The sequence below is a fragment of the Bradyrhizobium viridifuturi genome (assembly GCF_001238275.1).
GTDB classification, from domain to species: Bacteria; Pseudomonadota; Alphaproteobacteria; order Rhizobiales; family Xanthobacteraceae; genus Bradyrhizobium; species Bradyrhizobium viridifuturi.
Map to the genome: position 1 here is coordinate 55,847 of NZ_LGTB01000027.1, position 19,222 is coordinate 75,068.

Consider the following 19,222-nt stretch of genomic DNA (forward strand, 5'->3'; position numbering starts at 1 on the left):
TGCTGTTTGACGACTGAATCCGAAAGCCAGCCTCGTCATTGCGAGAAGTTGCGCGACGAAGCGATCCATCGCTCCGCGGATGCGGAACCGTGGAGCGCTTCGCCTCGCTCGCAATGACGCGTCAGACGCGCCGCCGTCGTCCACGCAGCGTGGACGATGCTTGCTCCGCTCAGGGCTGCCGCACCACGCCGCCGGCGTTCATGCCGCCATCGATCACAAGCTCGCTGCCGGTGACGTAGCGCGAGGCATCCGAGGCGAGATAGAGCACGCCCTGCGCGATCTCGATCGCCTGGCCGGCGCGGCCGAGCGGCGTCGCGAACCTTGCGCGCTCCTCCGGATCGATCGGTGCGTTCTGGCCGGCGCCCGTCGCGCCGGTCGGAATCTTACCCCAGATCGGCGTGTCGATGATGCCGGGATGCACGGAGTTGACGCGGATGCCATCGCCGACCTGCGCGCATTCCATTGCGATCGACTTGGCGAACAGCCGCACCGCGCCCTTGGTCGCGCTGTAGCCGGAGAGCGACGCCGCACCGCGCAGGCCGGCCAGCGACGACATCATGATGATCGAACCGCCGCCATGCTTGCGCATCAGCGGCAGCGAATGCTTCACCGACAGAAACACGCCATCGATGTTGATGGCAGTCTGCCGGCGCCAATCAGCGAGCGACATCTCGACGATCGAGGGCGCGCCGATGCCGATGCCGGCGTTGGAGACCATGATGTCCAAGCGGCCATGGCGCTTGCCGATCTCAGCGACGACCTCGATCCAGCGCTCCTCGCTGGTGACGTCCTGCGGCAGGAAGCTCACCTTGCGTCCGGCCTTGGTGAGCCGCGCGGCAAGCTCGGGCCCCCTCAACTCGTCGATATCGGTCGCAATGACGGTCGCGCCTTCCTGCGCCAGCAATTCGACGATCGCCTCGCCGATCCCAGATGCGCCGCCGGTCACCAGCGCGACCTTGCCTTCAACCTGTCCAGACATGTCCTCTCCAACGTTTCTTATCGGATCACCGTCGGGCCCTGATCCGGCGCCGCGACGTCGAGGACACGGAATTGCACACGTTCGGTGCCTTGCCAACGGTCGACTGCAAGAGAGCCCGCCACGTGCAATTGCTGACCGCGATTTTGCGTCAAGGCGCTGCCGAGCTTCTGTCCGATGGAGCGGAATGCGATACCGTTGACGATGGAACCGTCGCCGGACTTGAAGCGCAGCCGCAAATGCGCCTGCCCGACTTCGTCGGCATAGACCAGCTGGTGCGACGGCAGCGCGATCACCGGCTCCGGATTGGCGCTGCCGAACGGTCCTGCGCGATTGAGCGTCGCGGCAAATTCCGGCGTCACTGCGCGTGCGGTGACGGCGCCATCGATGAACAGCTCGTTCTCGTGGCGCGAGTTGGCGACGTCGGCCGCCAGCGCGCTTTCCATGTAGGCACGAAATTCAGCGAGCTTCTCCTTGCGCAGCGTGACGCCCGCCGCCATCGCATGCCCGCCGCCCTTCATTAGCAGGCCGTCATGCACCGCCTGCCGCACCGCCTTGCCGAGATCGACGCCGCCGATCGAGCGGCCCGATCCGGTGCCGATGCCGCCCGGTTCGAGCGCGATCGCAAATGCGGGACGCGCGAACTTCTCTTTCAGCCGCGCCGCAACCAACCCGACCACGCCGGGATGCCAGCCTTCCGCCGCGGTGACGATGACAGCGCCCTTGTCCTCGAGCCCGAGCGAAGCCAGTGCCTCCGCTTCGGCCTGGGCTTCAGCCGCCTGCTCGATCACGCGCCGCTCGGTGTTGAGACGGTCGAGCTCGGCCGCGATCCGCGCCGCCTCCGAGACGTCGCCTTCGAGCAACAGCCGCACGCCGAGATCGGCGCGCCCGATGCGGCCGCCGGCATTGATCCGCGGCCCCAGCATGAAGCCGAGATGCCAGGCCTCCGGCGGGCCATTGAGCCGCGCCACATCCATCAGCGCGGTGTGGCCGACATGATCACGGCGGCGCATCGCGATCAGGCCCTTTGCAACGAAGGCCCGGTTGAGCCCGATCAGCGGCGCGACGTCGGCGACGGTGCCGAGTGCGACGTGGTGCAGTACGCTGAGCAGGTCCGGCTCCGGCATCTCACGGCTCCAGAAGCCACGCTGGCGCAGCTCGCGATTGACGGCGACCAGGGTAACGAACACCAGGCCGACGGCGGCGAGATGACCGAGCCCGGAGAGATCGTCGGGCCGGTTCGGATTCACCAGCGCGTCGACCTCGGGCAATTCATCGCCGGTCTGGTGATGATCGATCACCACGACCGACATGCCGAGCTTCCTGGCTTCAGCCAGCGGCTCGATGCTGGTGGTGCCGCAATCGACGGTGACCAGCAGTGTCGCGCCCTTGGCCGCCAGCGCGCGGACGGCGTCGACGTTCGGCCCATAGCCTTCGAAGATGCGGTCGGGAATGTGGATCAGCGGGTCCAGCCCGCAATGACGCAGATGCCAGGTCAGCAGCGCCGCCGAGGTGGCGCCGTCGACGTCGTAGTCGCCGAAGATCGCAACTTTCTCGCCGCGCACCGCGGCATCCGCGATGCGCTTGGCCGCGTGCTCCATCTCGGTGATCGTGTACGGATCCGGCATCAGCTTGCGGATGGTCGGGTCGAGGAAGTCGGCAACCTCGTCGATTGCGACGTCGCGCCCCGCCAGCACACGCGCCAGCATTTCCGGCAGGTTGTAGCGCTGCACGATCGCGAGCGCCCGCGCCGCCCCTCGCGCATCCAGCCGGTCGCGCCAGAGCTTTCCGGTCAGCGACCGCGTCACGCCGAGGAACGCCTGTGGCGCCTCGATCGGCAGTGCGGATGCGTGGAGCGTCATGATTCCTTGTCCATTCAGCAGGAATCGTAGCGCTTCAGTGAATCCCAGGCCAGTTCTAGCAGCCCATCCGGCTGGCGATTTCCCCGAAATCCTTGGCCACGATGTCCCAGCTGCCGGTGGCCTCGAAATCGACCTTCTGCAACGGACCGTACTCGGTCGGCCGCGCCACGAAGGCGGTCTTCAGGCCGTGCTTCTGCGCGTGCTTGAGGTCGTAGTTGTGGGCGGCGACCATCATCACCTGCTCCGGCGGCAGGCACAGCAGCTTCGCGGCGCCGAGATAGGTTTCCGGATCGGGCTTGTAATGCTCGAATAGCTCGGCCGACATCACGAGGTCCCAGGGAAGTCCTGCGAACTTCGCCATGTTGGTCAGCAGCGCGACATTGCCGTTGGAGAGCGGCGAGATGATGTACTTCGTCTTCAGCCGGGTCAGGCCAGCGACGCTGTCGGGCCACCCATGCAGGCGATGCCAGCCCAGCGTCAGATGATGCAGGTCGGCTTCGGTCAGCCCCTTGATGCCGAGCTGCGCGACCAGCTTCTCCAGCGAGCGGCGGTGCAAGACGTCGAGGATGACATAGCCGTTCTGCGGGTTCTTGCGCACCTCGTCCATCGAGGCCGTATAGACCGCGCGCCAGCCGTCGACCAGCGCGGTCCAGTCGGCATTGATGCCCCGCGTCTCGCCCCATTTGGTGAAGTCGTTGATCAGGCTGGTGCGCCAGTCGACCACCGTGCCGAACACGTCGAACACCAGCGCCTTGACCCCGGACAGATCGGACATGCGCGTCTCCCTTTGTTGTTCTTGTTGGTTCGTCATTCCGGGCCGAAGCGAAGCGTCGAGCCCGGAATGACGGAGATCGTAGTCCGCCTTTGGTTAGTCGAGGTGGAACTTCTCGAGCTGGCGGTGCTCGGCCTTGATGTAGCGCACGGTGCCGGTGACCGAGCGCATCACGACCGTCTCGGTCTCGATCACGTCCTTCTTGAACTTCACGCCGGTCAGCAGCGAGCCGGTGGTGACGCCGGTGGCGGCGAACAGGCAATCGCCCTTTGCCATGTCCTCGATGCCGTAGATCATCTTCGGATCGATGACCCCCATCTTGTGCGCGCGCTCGCGCTTCTCCTCGGTGTCGAGGATCAGGCGGCACTGCATCTGGCCGCCGATGCAGCGCAGCGCGACCGCCGCGAGCACGCCCTCCGGCGCGCCGCCGGTGCCGATATACATGTCGACGCCGGTCTCGTCCGGCTTGGCACAGTGGATGACGCCGGCGACGTCACCATCGGTGATCAGCTGCACGGCGGCGCCGGTCGAGCGCACGCTGTTGATGATGTCGGCATGGCGCGGACGGTCGAGCACCAGCACGTTGATGGCGGTCGGGTCGACGCCCTTGGCCTTGGCAAGGCGGCGGACGTTGTCGGCCGGCGGCGCGTCGAGCTCGATCACGTTCTTGGCGTAGCCCGGACCGATCGCGATCTTCTGCATGTAGACGTCGGGTGCGTGCAGCAGCGTGCCGCCGTCGGCCATCGCCATGGTGGCGATCGAGCCCGGCATGTTCTTGGCGCACAGCGTGGTGCCTTCGAGCGGGTCGACGGCGATGTCGACCTTGGGACCGGCATTGAGGCCGACCTTCTCGCCGATGAACAGCATCGGCGCCTCGTCGCGCTCGCCCTCGCCGATCACGACCGTCCCCTCGATCGGCAGCTTGTTCAGCTCGCGCCGCATCGCGTCGACCGCAGCCTTGTCGGCGGCCTTCTCCTGACCGTGGCCGCGCAGCCGCGCGGCCGACACCGCCGCGCGCTCCGTCACGCGCACGATTTCGAGCGTCAGGATGCGCTCGAGCAGCATCTGCGGCGGAACGGAAATATGGGTCGACATCGGCGTACTCCTTAAGCCTCGGGGACAGGCCAGCCTGCCCGCATCAATCGTCTCACGCCCGACCCGTTCAGGCCATGCGTTAGTTTTTCTCGATCCGGATCACCTGCGGCCGGCCGCTGATGACCTTATCGCGCTGCACTGCGGCCAGCGCCCGATGCACGGCATCCTCGCTGGTCGCATAGGTAATCAGAATGACCGGAACCGGTGAAGGTTTTTGGCCGCTCCATTCACATCGACGCCATCCGGGTGGCGCTGCACGATGGATTCCAGAGATATCTTCTGTTCCGCAAGCCGGGTGGCGATTGTTGCGGCAGTGCCTGCAAGATCGCGCGCCATCAGGCGGATATAGTAGCCACCTTCATGGCGTTCCATCGGCGCCTTGGTGGTGTCGCGCAACCGCTCGACCGGCCGGCCGAACGGCTTGGCGCGGATGCCGCGGGCGACGTCGGCGATGTCGGCGACCACGGCCGAAGCGGTCGCGCCGCCGCCGGCGCCCGGGCCGACCAGCGTGATCGGCGGAATCCCCTCGCCGTCGATCGCGACCGCATTGGTGACGCCCATCACCTGCGCGATCGAGGATGATTTCGGCACCATGGTCGGGTGCACGCGCTGCTCAATGCCCTTTGCCGTGCGGACGGCAACGCCGAGCAGCTTGACGCGGTAGCCGAGTTCCGAGGCCGCCTTGAGGTCTTCCGGCGTGATCGAGGAGATGCCTTCGACATAGACCGCGCTTTCCGCAACCTTGGTTCCGAAGGCGAGGCTCGCCAGGATCGCAAGCTTCTGTGCGGTGTCGTGACCATCGACGTCGAATGACGGATTGGCTTCGGCGTAGCCGAGACGCTGGGCGTCCTTCAGGCATTCCTCGAACGACAAACCCTCCTGCTCCATCCGGGTCAGGATGTAGTTGCAGGTGCCGTTGAGGATGCCGTAGACGCGGTTGACGCTGGTGCCGGCAAGGCCTTCGCGCAGCGTCTTTACCACCGGAATCGCCGCACCGACGGCGGCCTCGAAGTTCAGCGCACCGCCATGCTTCTCGGCGGCCGCGGCGAGACGCAGCCCATGCTTGGCGATCAGCGCCTTGTTGGCGGTCACGACCGACTTGCCCGTCTTCAGCGCGGTCTCGATCGCGGACAGCGCGGGATCGCCGGCGCCCCCCATCAATTCCACGAAGCAATCGATATTGGGATCCTCAGCCAGCGCCTGCGGGCTCTTCGCCCAAGCGATGCCGCGCAGGTCGAGGCCGCGCTTCTTGGCTTTCGAGCGCGCCGTGACGGCGACGACGCGAATGGGCCGGCCGCTGCGCTCGGCCAGCGCCCGTCCTTGCGTTTCGATGAGGCGGACGACATCGGCACCGACGGTGCCGAGCCCCGCTATGCCCACGTTCAGGGGTGCGACCATGGATTTAAGGGACCTGGAGATTAAGCAACCTGGAAGGATTAGCGTCGGTTGGCGAGAGGAACGACGTTGTGCAACGTTTCGATGCCGCTTTCAAGGAAGCGGCGCACGCCGCGCGCGGCCTGCCGGATGCGCTGCTCGTTCTCCACCATCGCGATGCGGACATAACCTTCGCCGTGCTCGCCGAACGCGACGCCGGGCGACACCACGACGCCGGATTTCTCCACCATCAGGGTCGCGAACTGCATGCTGCCGACCGCCTCGAACGCCTTGGGCAGCGGCGCCCAGGCGAACATCGAGGCCTGCGGCGGCGGAATGTCCCAGCCGGCGCGGCCAAATGACTCAACCAGCGCATCGCGCCGCTTGCGGTAGGTGTCGCGCATCTCGCGGATGCAGTCGTCGGGACCGTTCAGCGCGGCGGTCGCCGCCACCTGCACCGGCGTGAAGGCGCCGTAATCGAGGTAGGATTTGACCCGCGCCAGCGCTGCGATGATGCGCTCATTGCCGACTGCAAAGCCCATGCGCCAGCCGGCCATCGAGAACGTCTTCGACATCGAGGTGAATTCGACGGTGACGTCGAGCGCGCCGGGCACCTGCAGCACCGACGGCGGCGGCTTGTCCTCGTCGAAATAGACTTCGGCGTAGGCGAGATCGGACAGGATGAAGATGTCGTGCTTCTTCGCGAACGCGACGAGATCCTTGTAGAAGTCGAGGTCGGCGACATAGGCGGTCGGGTTCGATGGATAGCAGACGATCAGCGCGATCGGCTTCGGGATCGAATGGATGATCGCCCGCTCGACCGCCTCGAAGAATTGCGGTGTCGGCTCCGACGGCACCGAGCGGATCACGCCGCCCGCCATCAGGAAGCCGAAGGCATGGATCGGGTAGCTCGGGTTCGGGCACAGCACGACGTCGCCGGGCGCGGTGATCGCCTGCGCAACGTTGGCAAACCCCTCCTTCGAGCCGAGGGTGGCCACGACCTGGGTGTCGGGGTTGAGCTTGACGCCGAAGCGACGCGCGTAATAGGCGGCCTGGGCCTTGCGCAGGCCGTTGATGCCGCGGGAGGCCGAGTAGCGGTCGGTGCGCGGCTTGCCCAGCGTCTCCTTGAGCTTCTCGATCACATGCGGCGGGGTCGGCAGGTCCGGATTGCCCATGCCCATGTCGATGATGTCGGCCCCGGCGTTGCGCGCGGCCGCCTTGGCCTGGTTGACCTTTTCAAAGACGTAAGGCGGCAAACGGCGAATGCGGTAAAAATCTTCCATGGGACCCTTGCTCCGACAACCGCGATGCCAGAATCGCCCCCTTTGCTGGCTTTGCGGAGCCTCAACGGCCTCCTCCAGAAATCACACCAAATCAATGACTTAGAGCGAATTCAGGGGCGCGATCTGGGGGCTGTGCCCGGATCTGCGGTTGAATTGGATTTCTTTTAGCACGGACACCGGGCGGCGCCAGCGCTGATCGGCCGCCTGGTGGGGCCTTACTTGCCGGCCTGGGCCGCCGTCGAGGCCTGGTGCTCGCGCGCGGCGATCAGCTCCTGCTCGATCTTGGCTTGGTCCGCCGGCTTGATCGTCGGATCGGCGCGGTCGGGCGGAAGGTCATGGACCGGGAGGTAGCCGTTGGCATCCTTTTGCCGCGCCGGCGCATCGGCCGGCATCGCCATATCGGCGATCGTGCTCGAGCAGCCGCCCAGCGCCAGCGATGACGCGAGCAGCACTGCGGCCGCGAGCCCCCTGTTCTTTCGATCGATCGGCATGCGCCGAATTGTCCCCAACAAGCTAGCGCGCACGTGGCACGGTTGCCGACACGGGTCGCACTGGTACGAGCCTTGCAGCGTCCCCGCTGCGTTAATCCTGGCTTCAGCGTTTCAAACCATTGTCGCCCGAAACGCTTAAAGCGTGAACAGCAAAAGCGACCCCTGAGGCTTCAATATGACGGAACAAAGATTTTTTGTCGCACCGCAACAGAGCGAAACGTCTGATTTTCACTGATTTTCGTTGCCGCACCGCGCGATGACGCCCCCTAAACGACGCGATATTGTCCCTGAAATGAGCAACGTCAGCACCGATACCCAAGCCCCCCCGAAATTCAACGCCGAAGCCTTCGCCATGAACATCGCGCGGGCGATGGAGAGCAGCGGCCAGGCGCTGGCAGCCTATCTCAAGCCGCGGCAGAGCGGGGAAGTCCGCGACAAGCCGCCGAACGAGTTCGGCGAGGTCATCAAGACCTTCAGCGTGATCGCCGAATACTGGCTGTCGGACAAGGAGCGCGCCTCGTCGCTGCAGATGCAGCTCGGCAAGGATTACCTCGATCTCTGGGGCTCGGCGGTGCGCCGCATGGCCGGCGAAGCCGACGCCAAGCCCGCGATCGCGCCCGCTCCGCGCGACAAGCGCTTCCAGGACCCGGAGTGGAAGTCGAATCAGTTCTTCGACTTCATCCTGCAGCTTTACCTGTTGACCTCGAAATGGGCGCAGCAGCTGGTCAACGACGCCGACGGCATCGACCCGCACACGCGAAAGAAGGCCGAATTCTACGTCCAGCAGATCACCAACGCGCTGGCGCCGTCGAACTTCGTCCTGACCAATCCGGAGGTGCTGCGCGCCACGGTCGAGACCAATGGCGACAATCTGGTGCGCGGCATGAAGATGCTGGCCGAGGATATCGAGGCCGGCCACGGCACGCTGAAGATCCGCCAGTCCGATTCGAGCAACCTCGAGGTCGGCGTCAACATGGCGACGACACCGGGCAAGGTGATCTACCAGAACGAGCTGATGCAGCTGATCCAGTATTCGCCGGCAACGGAGAACGTGCTGCGCACGCCGCTGCTGATCGTGCCGCCCTGGATCAACAAGTTCTACATCCTCGATCTGCGTCCTGAGAAATCCTACATCAAATGGTGCGTCGACCAGGGCATCACGGTGTTCGTGATCTCCTGGGTCAATCCGGACAAGGAACTCGGCAAGAAGACCTGGGCCGACTACATGACCGAGGGCCCGCTCACGGCGATGGACGTGATCGAGAAGGTTACCGGCGAGATGAAGGTGCACACCGCCGGCTATTGCGTCGGCGGCACCATGCTCGCCTCGACGCTCGCCTACCTCGCCGAGAAGCGCCGCCAGCGCGTGACGTCGGCGACGTTCTTTGCTGCGCAGGTCGACTTCACCCACGCCGGCGATCTGCTCGTCTTCGTCGACGAGGACCAGATCTCGGCGCTCGAACGCGACATGCAGGAATCCGGCGTGCTCGAGGGCAGCAAGATGGCGATGGCCTTCAACATGCTGCGCTCGAACGACCTGATCTGGTCGTATGTCGTGAACAACTACCTGAAGGGCCAACCGCCCTCCTCGTTCGATCTGCTGCACTGGAATTCGGATGCGACGCGGATGCCGTCTTCGAACCATTCCTACTATCTGCGCAACTGCTATCTGGAGAACCGGCTGTCGACCGGCACCATGGTGCTCGACAATACGCTGCTCGATCTGTCGAAGGTGAAGGTTCCCATCTACAACCTCGCCGCACGCGAGGATCACATCGCACCGGCGGAATCGGTGCTGTACGGCTCGCAGTTCTTCGGCGGACCGGTGAAATACGTGCTGTCCGGCTCCGGCCATATCGCCGGCGTGGTCAACCCGCCCGCCTCGAAGAAGTACCAGTACTGGACCAACGACAACATCAAGGACATGAAGCTCGCCGACTGGCTGAAGGGCGCCGAGGAGCACAAGGGTTCGTGGTGGCCCGACTGGCGCAACTGGCTGGAGAGCCATGATCCGGAGACGGTGCCGGCACGCATGGTGGGCTCGAACGGGGCGCAGGTGCTCGAGGACGCTCCGGGCAGCTATGTCCGCGTCCGCGCGTAGCGCCAACTCTTCCGCTCAGCTATAAACGGACGATCCCGGCGGTCGGGAATCGAATTCACGTGAGGGGGAGACGATGACGCGCGAACTGTTCTGGCTGTCGCTGACGGTGATCCTGACCGGGCTGTTGTGGATCCCCTACATCATCAACCGCTGCCAGGTGCGCGGCCTCTCCGGCGCGATGGGCAACCCCTCGCGCACCGACAAGCCCCAAGCCGAATGGGCCAACCGGCTGATGTTCGCGCATGACAACGCGGTCGAGAACCTCGTGATCTTCGCGCCGCTGGTCCTGATCCTCAACGCAGCCGACTACTCCACCAAATGGACGGTGCTGGCCTGCGCCGTCTATTTCTGGGCCCGCGTCGCCCATCTGATCGTCTACACGCTCGGCCTGCCGGTGTTCCGCACCCTGGCCTTCACGGTGGGCTTCCTCGCCCAGGCCGTGCTGGCGCTCGCGATCTTCAAGATCGTCTGAACCGCGCGGTCACGCCGGCGGCGGCAACCGCCGCGCCGGCGCTTGTGTCTTACCCGCGCACGACGATACCTGCCGCCGGCGCCTCGCCGGTCGTCTTGATCATGCGTGTAACCGGCGAAAGTCGCATCGATGGCCGCCCACCCTCCTGCGCGCCGAGCGGGTGGCGGCGAGATCACGCCATCGCGATCGCTGCTGCGAATTCACCGGCAAGGGAAACTGCTCCTCGCACCCCGTACATCAGGTTCAGACTATTTCGCTTGGCAGGGTCGAAGGCAGCATTCGCGGAACGCAGTTGATTGCCGTCCCGCACGATCAATATGTTCTCCCGTTTTCTACCAGCGGTAGTATAATTGCGGATCAATACTGAATCGTGTCCTCGATCGAAGGCGTCCCGAATTGTCGCAGACACCGCCCGAAAATCCTCGTCACCAGTCCATTTTAGAGTTGCCGGATTCTCCGCCCGGTGAAGAAGTTTATACACCTGCGGATATTCGCGGGCCGCGATCCGGGGCCCGCAACGCAAACTCGCTCGCAATCTCTGGATTCAGACTTAGCGAAACTCCGGGTAATACCTGTCCCGGCGCATCTGTGGGGACGCTTTTTATTGCGTCGAATGTCCGCCCAGTACCGTGATAAAGAGGCGTCTCAGTCCTGAAGCCCATTTCACTGGCTCGCGCCATGCGCGACTCGATATCCATTGCCAGTTGCTTCCCCGCGCCACCTCCCGGCACCATACCTGCCGCCGCCTTGGCCGCGCCCCATAAGTCGTCGCGGTTCTTTGCATCGATCAGATCGGCCGCAAAGAACGGTACGGCGAAAGGCGTCAACGAGAGTATGTTGCCCATACCGTTTACGAGGTGACGGGGGCATAGGCGTCCGCACCGAGTGCCATAGGGCCGTCTACAACACGATCGCCAACCCATTCGCTCGGCGTTGATCTCGTTGCTTTCAGCTCGCCGGCGGGCCGGAAGGACTGTCTCCAATCGTAAGCCGGCGCGTCCGGACGGCCGGGCATCGCGGGAACATCGTCGGGCGCCTGCGTGTCGTTTGATCCGTATCAATGCCGTGCCCACGGCTCCTGCAATGGTTTCGATTCTGTCGGACCCGAAGCGCGGGACATCTCGCGCGGTGCTAAGCTGGGAGGCCTCATGAGAAAGAGCACGATTGGTAGTTTGCTCCTGGGTCTTGTGCTTTTGCCTGTCGTCTCCCTCGCTGCCCAGGCGCAGAGCACCGTCACCGAGCAGGAGGCGCAATCCATTGCCAGGGATGCCTACGTCTACTTCTATCCTCTGGTGAGCATGGATGTGACCCGCAAACAGCTTACGAATGTCGAGCCCGGCAAAGGGTACGGCGCCCCCATGAATTCATTTTCCCACGTTCCGACCTTTCCCACAGCCGACATGAGGCAGGTCGTCCGACCAAATTTCGATACGTTGTATTCTACCGGGTACCTCGACCTCACCAGGGAGCCGATGGTCCTCTCGGTCCCGGACACGGATGGGCGTTATTATCTTCTGCCGATGCTCGATATGTGGACGGACGTATTTGCTTCGCCCGGTTGGCGCACAACGGGAACGCAAGCGCGCAATTTCCTCGTCACGCCGCGCGGCTGGAGCGGAAACTTACCGGCGGGATTTATCCAAATCGAAGCGCCGACCCCGTACGTCTGGATTATCGGTCGCACCAAAACTGACGGACCGCCGGATTACGATGCGGTTCACAAAATTCAGGCCGGTTATAAAATCACGCCACTCTCGGAATGGGGCAAACCGTCCAAGCCCGTGGAGGTGAAAATCGATCCGACGATCGATATGAAGACGCCTCCAAAAACCCAGGTCGATAGCATGAAGGGCGGTGATTACTTCGTCTATGCGTCCGAACTTCTCAAGCTGCAACCGCCCCACCTCACTGACCAGCCGATTATTGCCCAGATGAAGCGGATCGGCATTGAGCCGGGCAAGAGCCTGGACATCAGCAAGCTTGATCCCGTGGTGAAGAAGGCGCTGGAGGATGCGCCGGCGGCCGGGCAACAACTCATGGAGTGGAAAGTGCCAACGATCGCCAGGATCGCAAACGGTTGGTCGATGAATACCGATACGATGGGCGTGTACGGCAACTACTACCTCAAGCGCGCCATTATCGCGCAGCTTGGCCTCGGCGCGAACGTACCGGAAGATGCGATCTACCCGCTCAACCTCGCCGATGAAACCGGCAAGCCGCTCGACGGCGCAAGCAAATACACCATCCACTTCGACAAGGGCGCGACGCCGCCGGCAAATGCCTTTTGGTCGCTCACACTCTACGACAGTAGCGGCTTTCAGGTTGCAAACAGTCTTAATCGCTTTGCGGTGAGTAGCTGGATGCCGTTCAAATACAACCCAGACGGCTCGCTGGACCTCTACTTCCAGAACGAGAGCCCGGGATCGGATAAAGAGGTCAACTGGCTGCCCGCGCCGAAGGGGCCGTTCAACTTGACGATGCGCGTCTATGCCCCAAAACCGGACGCTCTCACCGGCAAGTGGAATCCGCCGCCCATCACCAAGGTTCAGGGGGCGTCGAACCTGACGGCTCAGTAAACACCCAGGCGGGCATCACGTGGCTCAGGCATCTGTGCTCACGTTTCGCTGAATGTCGGCTCATGGCCCTTTTGCGGCCCCGAGAGATGTCCGCCTTTCCGCCGCTGTTGCGGTTGAGCGGACATCAGGCGGCCGGCCGCTTTATGAGTACACGACCTGGTCACCCGGCTTTGCGCACGACGATATGCAGCATCGTCGCCGGCGCTTCGTCAAAGCTCCTGATCTCGCTGGTGTCGGACGAGACTTGCGTCCAAGCACCTGACGATGCGTAGGTCGCCGCCAGCCAGTCGGCCTCGGGATAGTTGTAGTAGCGGCCGATGCTGTCACGGCCGTCGCCATGGCCGATCTTGTAGCTCGCGTAGAAGACGCCACCGGGTTTCAGCGCGCGATGGATGCGGCCGACGATGCCGGCCAATTCGTCGCGCGGCACGTGCAGCAGGCAGGCGCTAGCCCAGACGCCGTCATAGGCCTCGCGATCCCTTAGCTCATCGAACAGCATCGCCTCGACGGGGTGATTGATGCGACGCGCCGCGACCTCGGCCATCTCGGGTGAGCCGTCGGTCGCGCGCAGCACGAAGCCTTCGGCAAGCATGACGGCGGCATGATTGCCGGCGCCGCAGCCGAGTTCGAGGATCGCCCCGCCCGGCGGCAACAGCTTGAGAAAGCCGATCAACCGGGTGGACGGTGCTTTCGCCCACCCGGCATAGGCCTCGGCATTGCGCCGGTAGAATTGCAGCGTGGCGTCGTCCACGGTGCGTGCCGTCAGATGTCGGAGAGCCCGAGCATCAGCCGCATGTTCTGGACCGCGGCACCCGAGGCGCCCTTGCCCAGATTGTCGAGCCGGGCGACCAGCACCGCCTGGCGATGCTTGTCGCCGGCAAACACGTAGAGCTCGAGCTGGTTGGTCTCGTTGAGCGCTTCCGGCTCGATCTTCCCGCCCGCGGCGGCCTCGTTCTGCAGCGGCATCGCGGTGACGTATTTGCTGCCGGCATACCACTTCGCCAGAACGGCCTGCAGATCGGCTCCATCAGGCTTGCCCGGCAGCGCGTCGAGCTGCAGCGGCACCGACACCAGCATGCCCTGCCGGAAATTGCCGACCGACGGGACGAACAGCGGCCGCCGCGTCAGATGCGAGTACAGCTGCATCTCCGGCACGTGCTTGTGCTCCAAGCCGAGGCCGTAGAGGTGGAAGGCCGGTGCCGAGCCGTCCTCGAAGCTCGCAATCATCGACTTGCCGCCGCCCGAATAGCCGCTCACCGCGTTGATGGTGACGGGATAATCGGCAGGCAGCAGCCCGGCATCGACGATCGGCCGCAGCAGCGCGATCGCGCCGGTCGGATAGCAACCGGGATTGGAGACCTTCGGCGCGTTGCGGATCTTGTCGGCCTGGCCGGGCGCGAGCTCCGCAAAGCCATAGGCCCAGTCCGGCGCGACGCGATAGGCGGTCGAGGCGTCGAGCACCTTCGGCGCTGAATTCCCCATCGTGTCGATCAGCGCGACGGTCTCCTTGGCGGCATCGTCAGGCAGGCAGAGGATCACGAGATCCACCTCCTCCATCAGCGCACGCTTGGCACCGGCATCCTTCCGCTTGTCCTCGGCGATATGCTTCACCGCGACGTCGCCGATCGAATGCAGCCGCTCCTGGATGCCGAGGCCGGTGGTGCCGGACGCGCCATCGACGAACACGGTCTTGGTCGCACCGCCCTTGGTCTTCGGCTGATCGGTATCGGTGAGGGTCATGGCACGTTCCTTTCAAGCTCATTCGTTTGGTTTGCTAACACATCTGGCCGCGCCTGTGCTGCCATAGATTGAGCGCATCCTCGTCCGCGACAACAACCCCCGCTCACGGAAACAACGCGATCTGCTCCAGTCCGGTGGTTTCGGGCAAGCCGAACATCAGGTTCATGTTCTGGATCGCCTGTCCGGCCGAACCCTTCACGAGATTATCGAGCGTCGAGAGCACGATGGCGCGGTTCTTGATCCGGTCGGCGACGACACCGATCTGAACGTAGTTCGAACCACGCACGTTCTGCGTCTGTGGCAGCACGCCCTTCTTCGTCACATGCACGAACGGCTCGTTGGCGTAGGCCTTTTCCAGTTCGGCGCGCAAATCGTCCGGCGTAGCCCCGTTGAGCTTGACATAGGATGTGCAGAACTCACCACGCGCCATCGGAATGAGATGCGGGGTGAAGTTCACCGTCACGGCCGAGCCGGCGGCTGCGCCGATCTCCTGCTCGATCTCCGCCGAGTGTCGATGGCTTCCGATCGAATAGGGCGACAACCCTTCGCCGGCCTCGCTGAACAACGTGTTCTGCTTCAGTCCGCGTCCGGCGCCGGTCACGCCCGACTTTGCGTCGATGATGATATCGTCGACGTCGATCAGCTTTGCCTTCGCCAGCGGAACAAGCGCCAGCAGCACCGCCGTCGGATAGCAGCCGGGACAGGCCACCAGCCGCGCGGCCGTGATCTTCTCCCGGTAGAGCTCGGTCAGCCCATAGACGGCCTCGTCCTGCAATTCGAGCGCCCGGTGCTCATGACCGTACCATTGCGCGTAGCTGTCCTTGTCGCGCAGCCGGAAATCCGCGGACATATCGAGGATCTTGATTGCGGGATTGGCTTTCAGCACCGCGGCGATGATCTCTTGCGTCGTCCCGTGCGGCAGTCCGCAGAACACGGCATCGAGCCGCGTCCAGTCGACCTTTTCCCATTCCACGAGTCTTGGCAGGTCGAGCATGAAGAAGTGAGGAAACACCTCGCTCATCGTCTTGCCGGCATGGGTGTTGGCGGTAAGCGCGGTGATCTCGGCATTCGGGTGCCGCGCCAACAGCCGCACCGCGTCGGAGCCGGTGTAGCCGGACGCGCCCAAAATTCCGATTTTCTTCTTCGTCATCACTCGCCCCTCGGAAGCGCAGTCAGTTCGGTCTGTATTGTCGCGAAAGCCTGCGGGCGCACCTCGCGCATCAAGGCAGCGATGTCCCGGGCACCGGCTTCGGCCTGCAGAGCGAGCGCGTCGCCGACCGCCGCGAAATCGGTTTCGGACTTGTGCTGGTTCAGCTTGAAGCTGCCCTCCACCTCTTCCACCGTCATCTCCAGACCCACGATGGCCTTCTTCATTGCTTCCAGCCGCGCGGCGGTCATCTTGCCCGACACCCACGGCTTTTTCGGCAGCAGCCGGCCCTCGAACTTGGCGCTCAGTGCGTCGATCTGAACGGCAAGCTCCTGATCCGACAGTGTCCGCACCGGCCCGGTCAGATGCACCGCCTGATAGAGCCAGGTCGGCACCTGATCGGGTGACACGTACCAGTCCGGCGAAACATAGGCGTCGCGCCGGTGACGGCCAGCAGCCAGGGTACCCCGCCCGCCAGCTTTACCAGCGGATTGTGACGGGCAACATGAAACAGCGCCCGCGGCGTGCCGTCGGCGGCGTAGGTCAGATAGAACGGCAGCGCGGAGGCGATCGGCTTGCCGCCGTCCCACGCGCAGGCAAGGCCGAAGCCGCGCGCCTCAGCGAAGGCGAGGCTTGCGGCACGGTCGGGCTTGAAAGGCTGCGGCGTATACATGGTCGAAACTCCTGCATAACGAGGAGCCGCCAGATCGAACCGCGTGTCTTTTTGAGGAGAGCGCCGCGGGATCAGATCCGGCGGCAGAGGCGATGGTCTTAAACGCGAGCGACCGCCCATACCGCGAGAATGCGGCGGCGGCGGGCGATGATGATGGTCGCGGCGTTGATCATGCGCGCGGCTATAGGGCCGCGCCCCTCTTGCGTCAAGATGTAGTCTCGTCATTCCGGGGCGCGCGCCTTGCGCGCGAACCTCAGATGCGCAATTGCGCATCGGGGAACTAGAGATTACGGAGCGAGATTCCGGGTTCGATGCTCACGCACCGCCCCGGAATGCCCCGCTAAGTCTAGATCACCGGATTCCACGGAGCCGGCACGACACGGTAGCCGCTGCCGTCCTTCACCACATTACCGAGGCCCGGGAACGGATAATGGAAGCCCTGCACCTGGAGCCGCTCCGCGACGATCATGTCGTAGACGCGGCGGCGGGTCTTCTCGGCGACGTCGGCGTCCTGGTCGAAGAACGCGTGCCAGCCGGGATTGGTCGCGAACAGATACGGATTGTTGGTGACGTCGGACTGGATGAAGACCTTCTCCGAACCCGAGGCCAGCACGTAGGAGGTGTGGCCCGGCGTATGGCCGACAGCCTCGACCGAGGTGAGGCCCGGCGCGATCTCCTTGCCCCATTCATAGGGGCTGACCTTCTTCTTGAGGGCAGCCTCGAAGATGTTGCGGTTGTTCTTGAACAGGCCCTGCATGCGGCCGGCCGGCGCCCGGCTCATCTCGCCATCGTCCATCCAGAACTTCCATTCGGTCGCCGGCACCAGCACTTCGGCGTTCGGGAACGCCGGCGCGCCCTCGGCGGTGAGCAAGCCGTTCACGTGATCGCCGTGGAAATGCGAGATCACGACCATGTCGACATTCTTGGGATCGAATCCGGCTGCGACGAAATTGTCGGCGAACAGACCGTTGGCGCCCTTGGAACTGGCCTTGGCCAGCGCGCCATTGCCGGTGTCGATCACGACCAGCTTGCCGCCGGTATTGAGCACCAGCGGCGCGTACCAGATCGTCACCATGTCACGCGGCATGAACGCCTTGTCCAACGCCGCGTTGACGTCGTCCCGCTTCGCGTTCGGGATGAAGGAGTCCTCCAGCTTGAAGACGGTCTTGCCATCGGACACCGCGGTGACCGTGATGTCACCAACCTTGTAGCGATAGAAGCTCGGCGCCTGCTTGTCGGCCGCGGGCGACGCGGCATTGGCCGGGAGCGCCGGCAACAACGGTGCAGCGGCGATGCCGGCAGCGCCGGCGAGAGCGTGACGTCGTGTCAATTCCATGTGTTGTCCTCCCAGTGAAATGGCGCCCGATGAACTCGCGCTTGGTGACGCGGTTGTAACAACGTTTCGATGCTCGCGCGATGGTGGCATCACGAGCACTTGTCATCCCGCCTAACCCCTGCATTGCAGCCTTATTCCGGCTCCCGCTACACCGCGCGCCACATCCATTCGAGGGCCTGGGCAATGACGTCGCCGAACAAAAGGAGCGCCGCCGACCAGACCAGCGCGGAGACGAAATTGGCGATCTGGAACTGCCAGTACGACATCTCGAAAATGCCGGCTGCCAGCGGCACCGAGGCGCGGAGCGGACCGAAGAAGCGGCCGATGAAGATGCTGGGCACGCCCCAGGTCTTCACGAAGGCTTCGCCGCGCGGCAGGATCTCCGGATAGCGCGACAGCGGCCACATCTGCGCGACCTGCTCCTTGTAGCGATAGCCGAACCAGTAGGAGACCCAGTCGCCGAGCGCGGCGCCAATGCCGCCCGCGATCCAGATCGGCCAGAAATTGATTCCGCTGACGCCGATCAAGGCGCCGATCGCAACCAGCGCGCCCCAGGCGGGCACCAGCAACGAAATGAAGGCGAGTGATTCAGCGAACGCCAGCAACATGACGATCGGAGCGGCCCAGGCCTGGTGGTGGCGGACGAATTCGGCCAGGGCCCGCGCAAAGTCTTCCATCTCGTCGTGTGCCTTCCGCTCCGTTGAACCTCGAATGAACCTTTCTAGCGGCACGCAGCCTAAGAACAGGTAAGCCAGCCCATTGCGTGACATCAAGTCACAAAGGCGGGGATCAAACGTGATTTCCGGTAAGGCCCCTGCGGTCCGGCTGGCTGGCATCTCCCTCACAAGAAAAAGGAAATACTGGATGATCGGGTCGCTGATGATGTGCGTGGGCGTTGTCGTCTTGCTGTTCGGAATGCTCGCGGGCATCGCAATGGGTATCCAGCACGACTTCACGCTGGGGCCGGCGCACGCGCATCTCAATCTGGTCGGCGGCGTGCTGCTGTTCCTGTTCGGCCTGTACTACCGGCTGGTGCCGGCGGCCGGCCGCATGCTGCTGGCTAAAATCCAGGGCTGGCTCCATATCATCGGTGGCGTGCTGTTTCCGGCCGGCGTGGCCGCCGTGCTGTTGGAAGGTCCAGCGTTCGAGGCAGCGCCCATCGTGGGATCGCTGATGGTGGTCGCGGCAATGGCCCTGTTCACGGTCGTTGTATTCCGCACCTCGCGGGCGTAATCGCAGGCTCCTATCTATGGAGACGGCCGGGCCCGAGGCGCGGTCGCCCCCATTGGCAGCCCGTTCCGTGGCATAGTCAGAGCAACCGATT

Annotated in this window: 17 protein-coding genes and 2 pseudogenes; 4 read left to right on the forward strand and 15 right to left on the reverse strand. The window is 64.0% G+C overall.

Features of this window, described 5'->3' with window-relative positions:
• Positions 1 to 169: 169 nt before the first annotated feature.
• The 7 genes and pseudogenes from ALC15_RS23910 to ALC15_RS23940 form a co-directional block, all read right to left on the reverse strand.
• Positions 170 to 979 carry an SDR family NAD(P)-dependent oxidoreductase gene (locus ALC15_RS23910; protein ID WP_050629384.1) on the reverse strand — a complete coding sequence of 270 codons (810 nt, stop codon included), beginning with the start codon at positions 977 to 979 and terminating at the stop codon, positions 170 to 172.
• A gap of 17 nt (positions 980 to 996) precedes the next feature.
• Positions 997 to 2,838: a single-stranded-DNA-specific exonuclease RecJ gene (recJ, locus tag ALC15_RS23915; protein WP_050629385.1), complete on the reverse strand. Its 1,842-nt coding sequence runs from the start codon at positions 2,836 to 2,838 to the stop codon at positions 997 to 999.
• Positions 2,839 to 2,893: 55 nt separating this feature from the next.
• Complete coding sequence (locus ALC15_RS23920) at positions 2,894 to 3,613, reverse strand: haloacid dehalogenase type II (protein WP_050629386.1); 720 nt, start codon at positions 3,611 to 3,613, stop codon at positions 2,894 to 2,896.
• Positions 3,614 to 3,706: 93 nt separating this feature from the next.
• Complete coding sequence (gene glpX / locus ALC15_RS23925) at positions 3,707 to 4,705, reverse strand: class II fructose-bisphosphatase (RefSeq protein WP_029083354.1); 999 nt, start codon at positions 4,703 to 4,705, stop codon at positions 3,707 to 3,709.
• A gap of 79 nt (positions 4,706 to 4,784) precedes the next feature.
• Positions 4,785 to 6,103 (reverse strand): annotated as a pseudogene (locus tag ALC15_RS23930) (homoserine dehydrogenase).
• A 38-nt stretch (positions 6,104 to 6,141) separates the two neighbouring features.
• Positions 6,142 to 7,362: an LL-diaminopimelate aminotransferase gene (locus ALC15_RS23935; RefSeq protein ID WP_050629387.1), complete on the reverse strand. Its 1,221-nt coding sequence runs from the start codon at positions 7,360 to 7,362 to the stop codon at positions 6,142 to 6,144.
• A 215-nt stretch (positions 7,363 to 7,577) separates the two neighbouring features.
• The gene (locus ALC15_RS23940) at positions 7,578 to 7,853 is read right to left on the reverse strand and encodes a hypothetical protein (RefSeq protein WP_050629388.1); all 276 of its coding nucleotides are present in this window, start codon (positions 7,851 to 7,853) and stop codon (positions 7,578 to 7,580) included.
• Positions 7,854 to 8,145: 292 nt separating this feature from the next.
• On the opposite strand from ALC15_RS23940, the gene ALC15_RS23945 reads away from it, so the two are divergent.
• Positions 8,146 to 9,954: a PHA/PHB synthase family protein gene (locus tag ALC15_RS23945; RefSeq protein WP_050629389.1), complete on the forward strand. Its 1,809-nt coding sequence runs from the start codon at positions 8,146 to 8,148 to the stop codon at positions 9,952 to 9,954.
• A 73-nt stretch (positions 9,955 to 10,027) separates the two neighbouring features.
• Entirely contained in the window at positions 10,028 to 10,426 is a 399-nt protein-coding gene (locus tag ALC15_RS23950; protein WP_050629390.1) for an MAPEG family protein, read from the forward strand.
• A 172-nt stretch (positions 10,427 to 10,598) separates the two neighbouring features.
• Here ALC15_RS23950 and ALC15_RS45525 read toward each other — a convergent pair whose 3' ends face one another.
• Together ALC15_RS45525 and ALC15_RS23955 are read right to left on the reverse strand one after the other, a co-directional pair.
• The gene (locus ALC15_RS45525; protein WP_158226507.1) at positions 10,599 to 10,742 is read right to left on the reverse strand and encodes a hypothetical protein; all 144 of its coding nucleotides are present in this window, start codon (positions 10,740 to 10,742) and stop codon (positions 10,599 to 10,601) included.
• A gap of 157 nt (positions 10,743 to 10,899) precedes the next feature.
• A complete protein-coding gene (locus ALC15_RS23955) occupies positions 10,900 to 11,253 on the reverse strand; it encodes a hypothetical protein (protein ID WP_210168602.1) in 354 nt (117 codons plus the stop codon).
• A gap of 321 nt (positions 11,254 to 11,574) precedes the next feature.
• Here ALC15_RS23955 and ALC15_RS23960 point away from each other — a divergent pair, with 321 nt between their 5' ends.
• Entirely contained in the window at positions 11,575 to 13,002 is a 1,428-nt protein-coding gene (locus ALC15_RS23960) for a DUF1254 domain-containing protein (protein ID WP_050629392.1), read from the forward strand.
• Between the two features lie 160 nt (positions 13,003 to 13,162).
• On the opposite strand, the gene ALC15_RS23965 is transcribed toward ALC15_RS23960, so the two are convergent.
• The 6 genes and pseudogenes from ALC15_RS23965 to ALC15_RS23990 form a co-directional block, all read right to left on the reverse strand.
• Positions 13,163 to 13,753: a class I SAM-dependent methyltransferase gene (locus ALC15_RS23965; protein ID WP_050629393.1), complete on the reverse strand. Its 591-nt coding sequence runs from the start codon at positions 13,751 to 13,753 to the stop codon at positions 13,163 to 13,165.
• An 11-nt stretch (positions 13,754 to 13,764) separates the two neighbouring features.
• Positions 13,765 to 14,742, reverse strand: a complete 978-nt coding sequence (gene argC / locus ALC15_RS23970) for an N-acetyl-gamma-glutamyl-phosphate reductase (protein WP_050629394.1) — start codon at positions 14,740 to 14,742, stop codon at positions 13,765 to 13,767.
• Between the two features lie 103 nt (positions 14,743 to 14,845).
• On the reverse strand, positions 14,846 to 15,892 hold the full coding sequence (gene argC, locus ALC15_RS23975) for an N-acetyl-gamma-glutamyl-phosphate reductase (RefSeq protein ID WP_050629395.1): 1,047 nt from the start codon (positions 15,890 to 15,892) through the stop codon (positions 14,846 to 14,848).
• Positions 15,892 to 16,562: pseudogene (locus ALC15_RS23980) on the reverse strand (FMN-binding negative transcriptional regulator). The gene argC (ALC15_RS23975) and the pseudogene ALC15_RS23980 overlap by 1 nt, the downstream one beginning before the upstream one ends.
• A gap of 346 nt (positions 16,563 to 16,908) precedes the next feature.
• Complete coding sequence (locus tag ALC15_RS23985) at positions 16,909 to 17,898, reverse strand: MBL fold metallo-hydrolase (protein ID WP_050629396.1); 990 nt, start codon at positions 17,896 to 17,898, stop codon at positions 16,909 to 16,911.
• Positions 17,899 to 18,044: 146 nt separating this feature from the next.
• The gene (locus ALC15_RS23990) at positions 18,045 to 18,575 is read right to left on the reverse strand and encodes a DedA family protein (RefSeq protein WP_050629397.1); all 531 of its coding nucleotides are present in this window, start codon (positions 18,573 to 18,575) and stop codon (positions 18,045 to 18,047) included.
• An 82-nt stretch (positions 18,576 to 18,657) separates the two neighbouring features.
• Here ALC15_RS23990 and ALC15_RS23995 point away from each other — a divergent pair, with 82 nt between their 5' ends.
• Entirely contained in the window at positions 18,658 to 19,131 is a 474-nt protein-coding gene (locus ALC15_RS23995) for a cbb3-type cytochrome c oxidase subunit I (protein ID WP_244486230.1), read from the forward strand.
• The last annotated feature ends 91 nt before the right edge of the window (positions 19,132 to 19,222 follow it).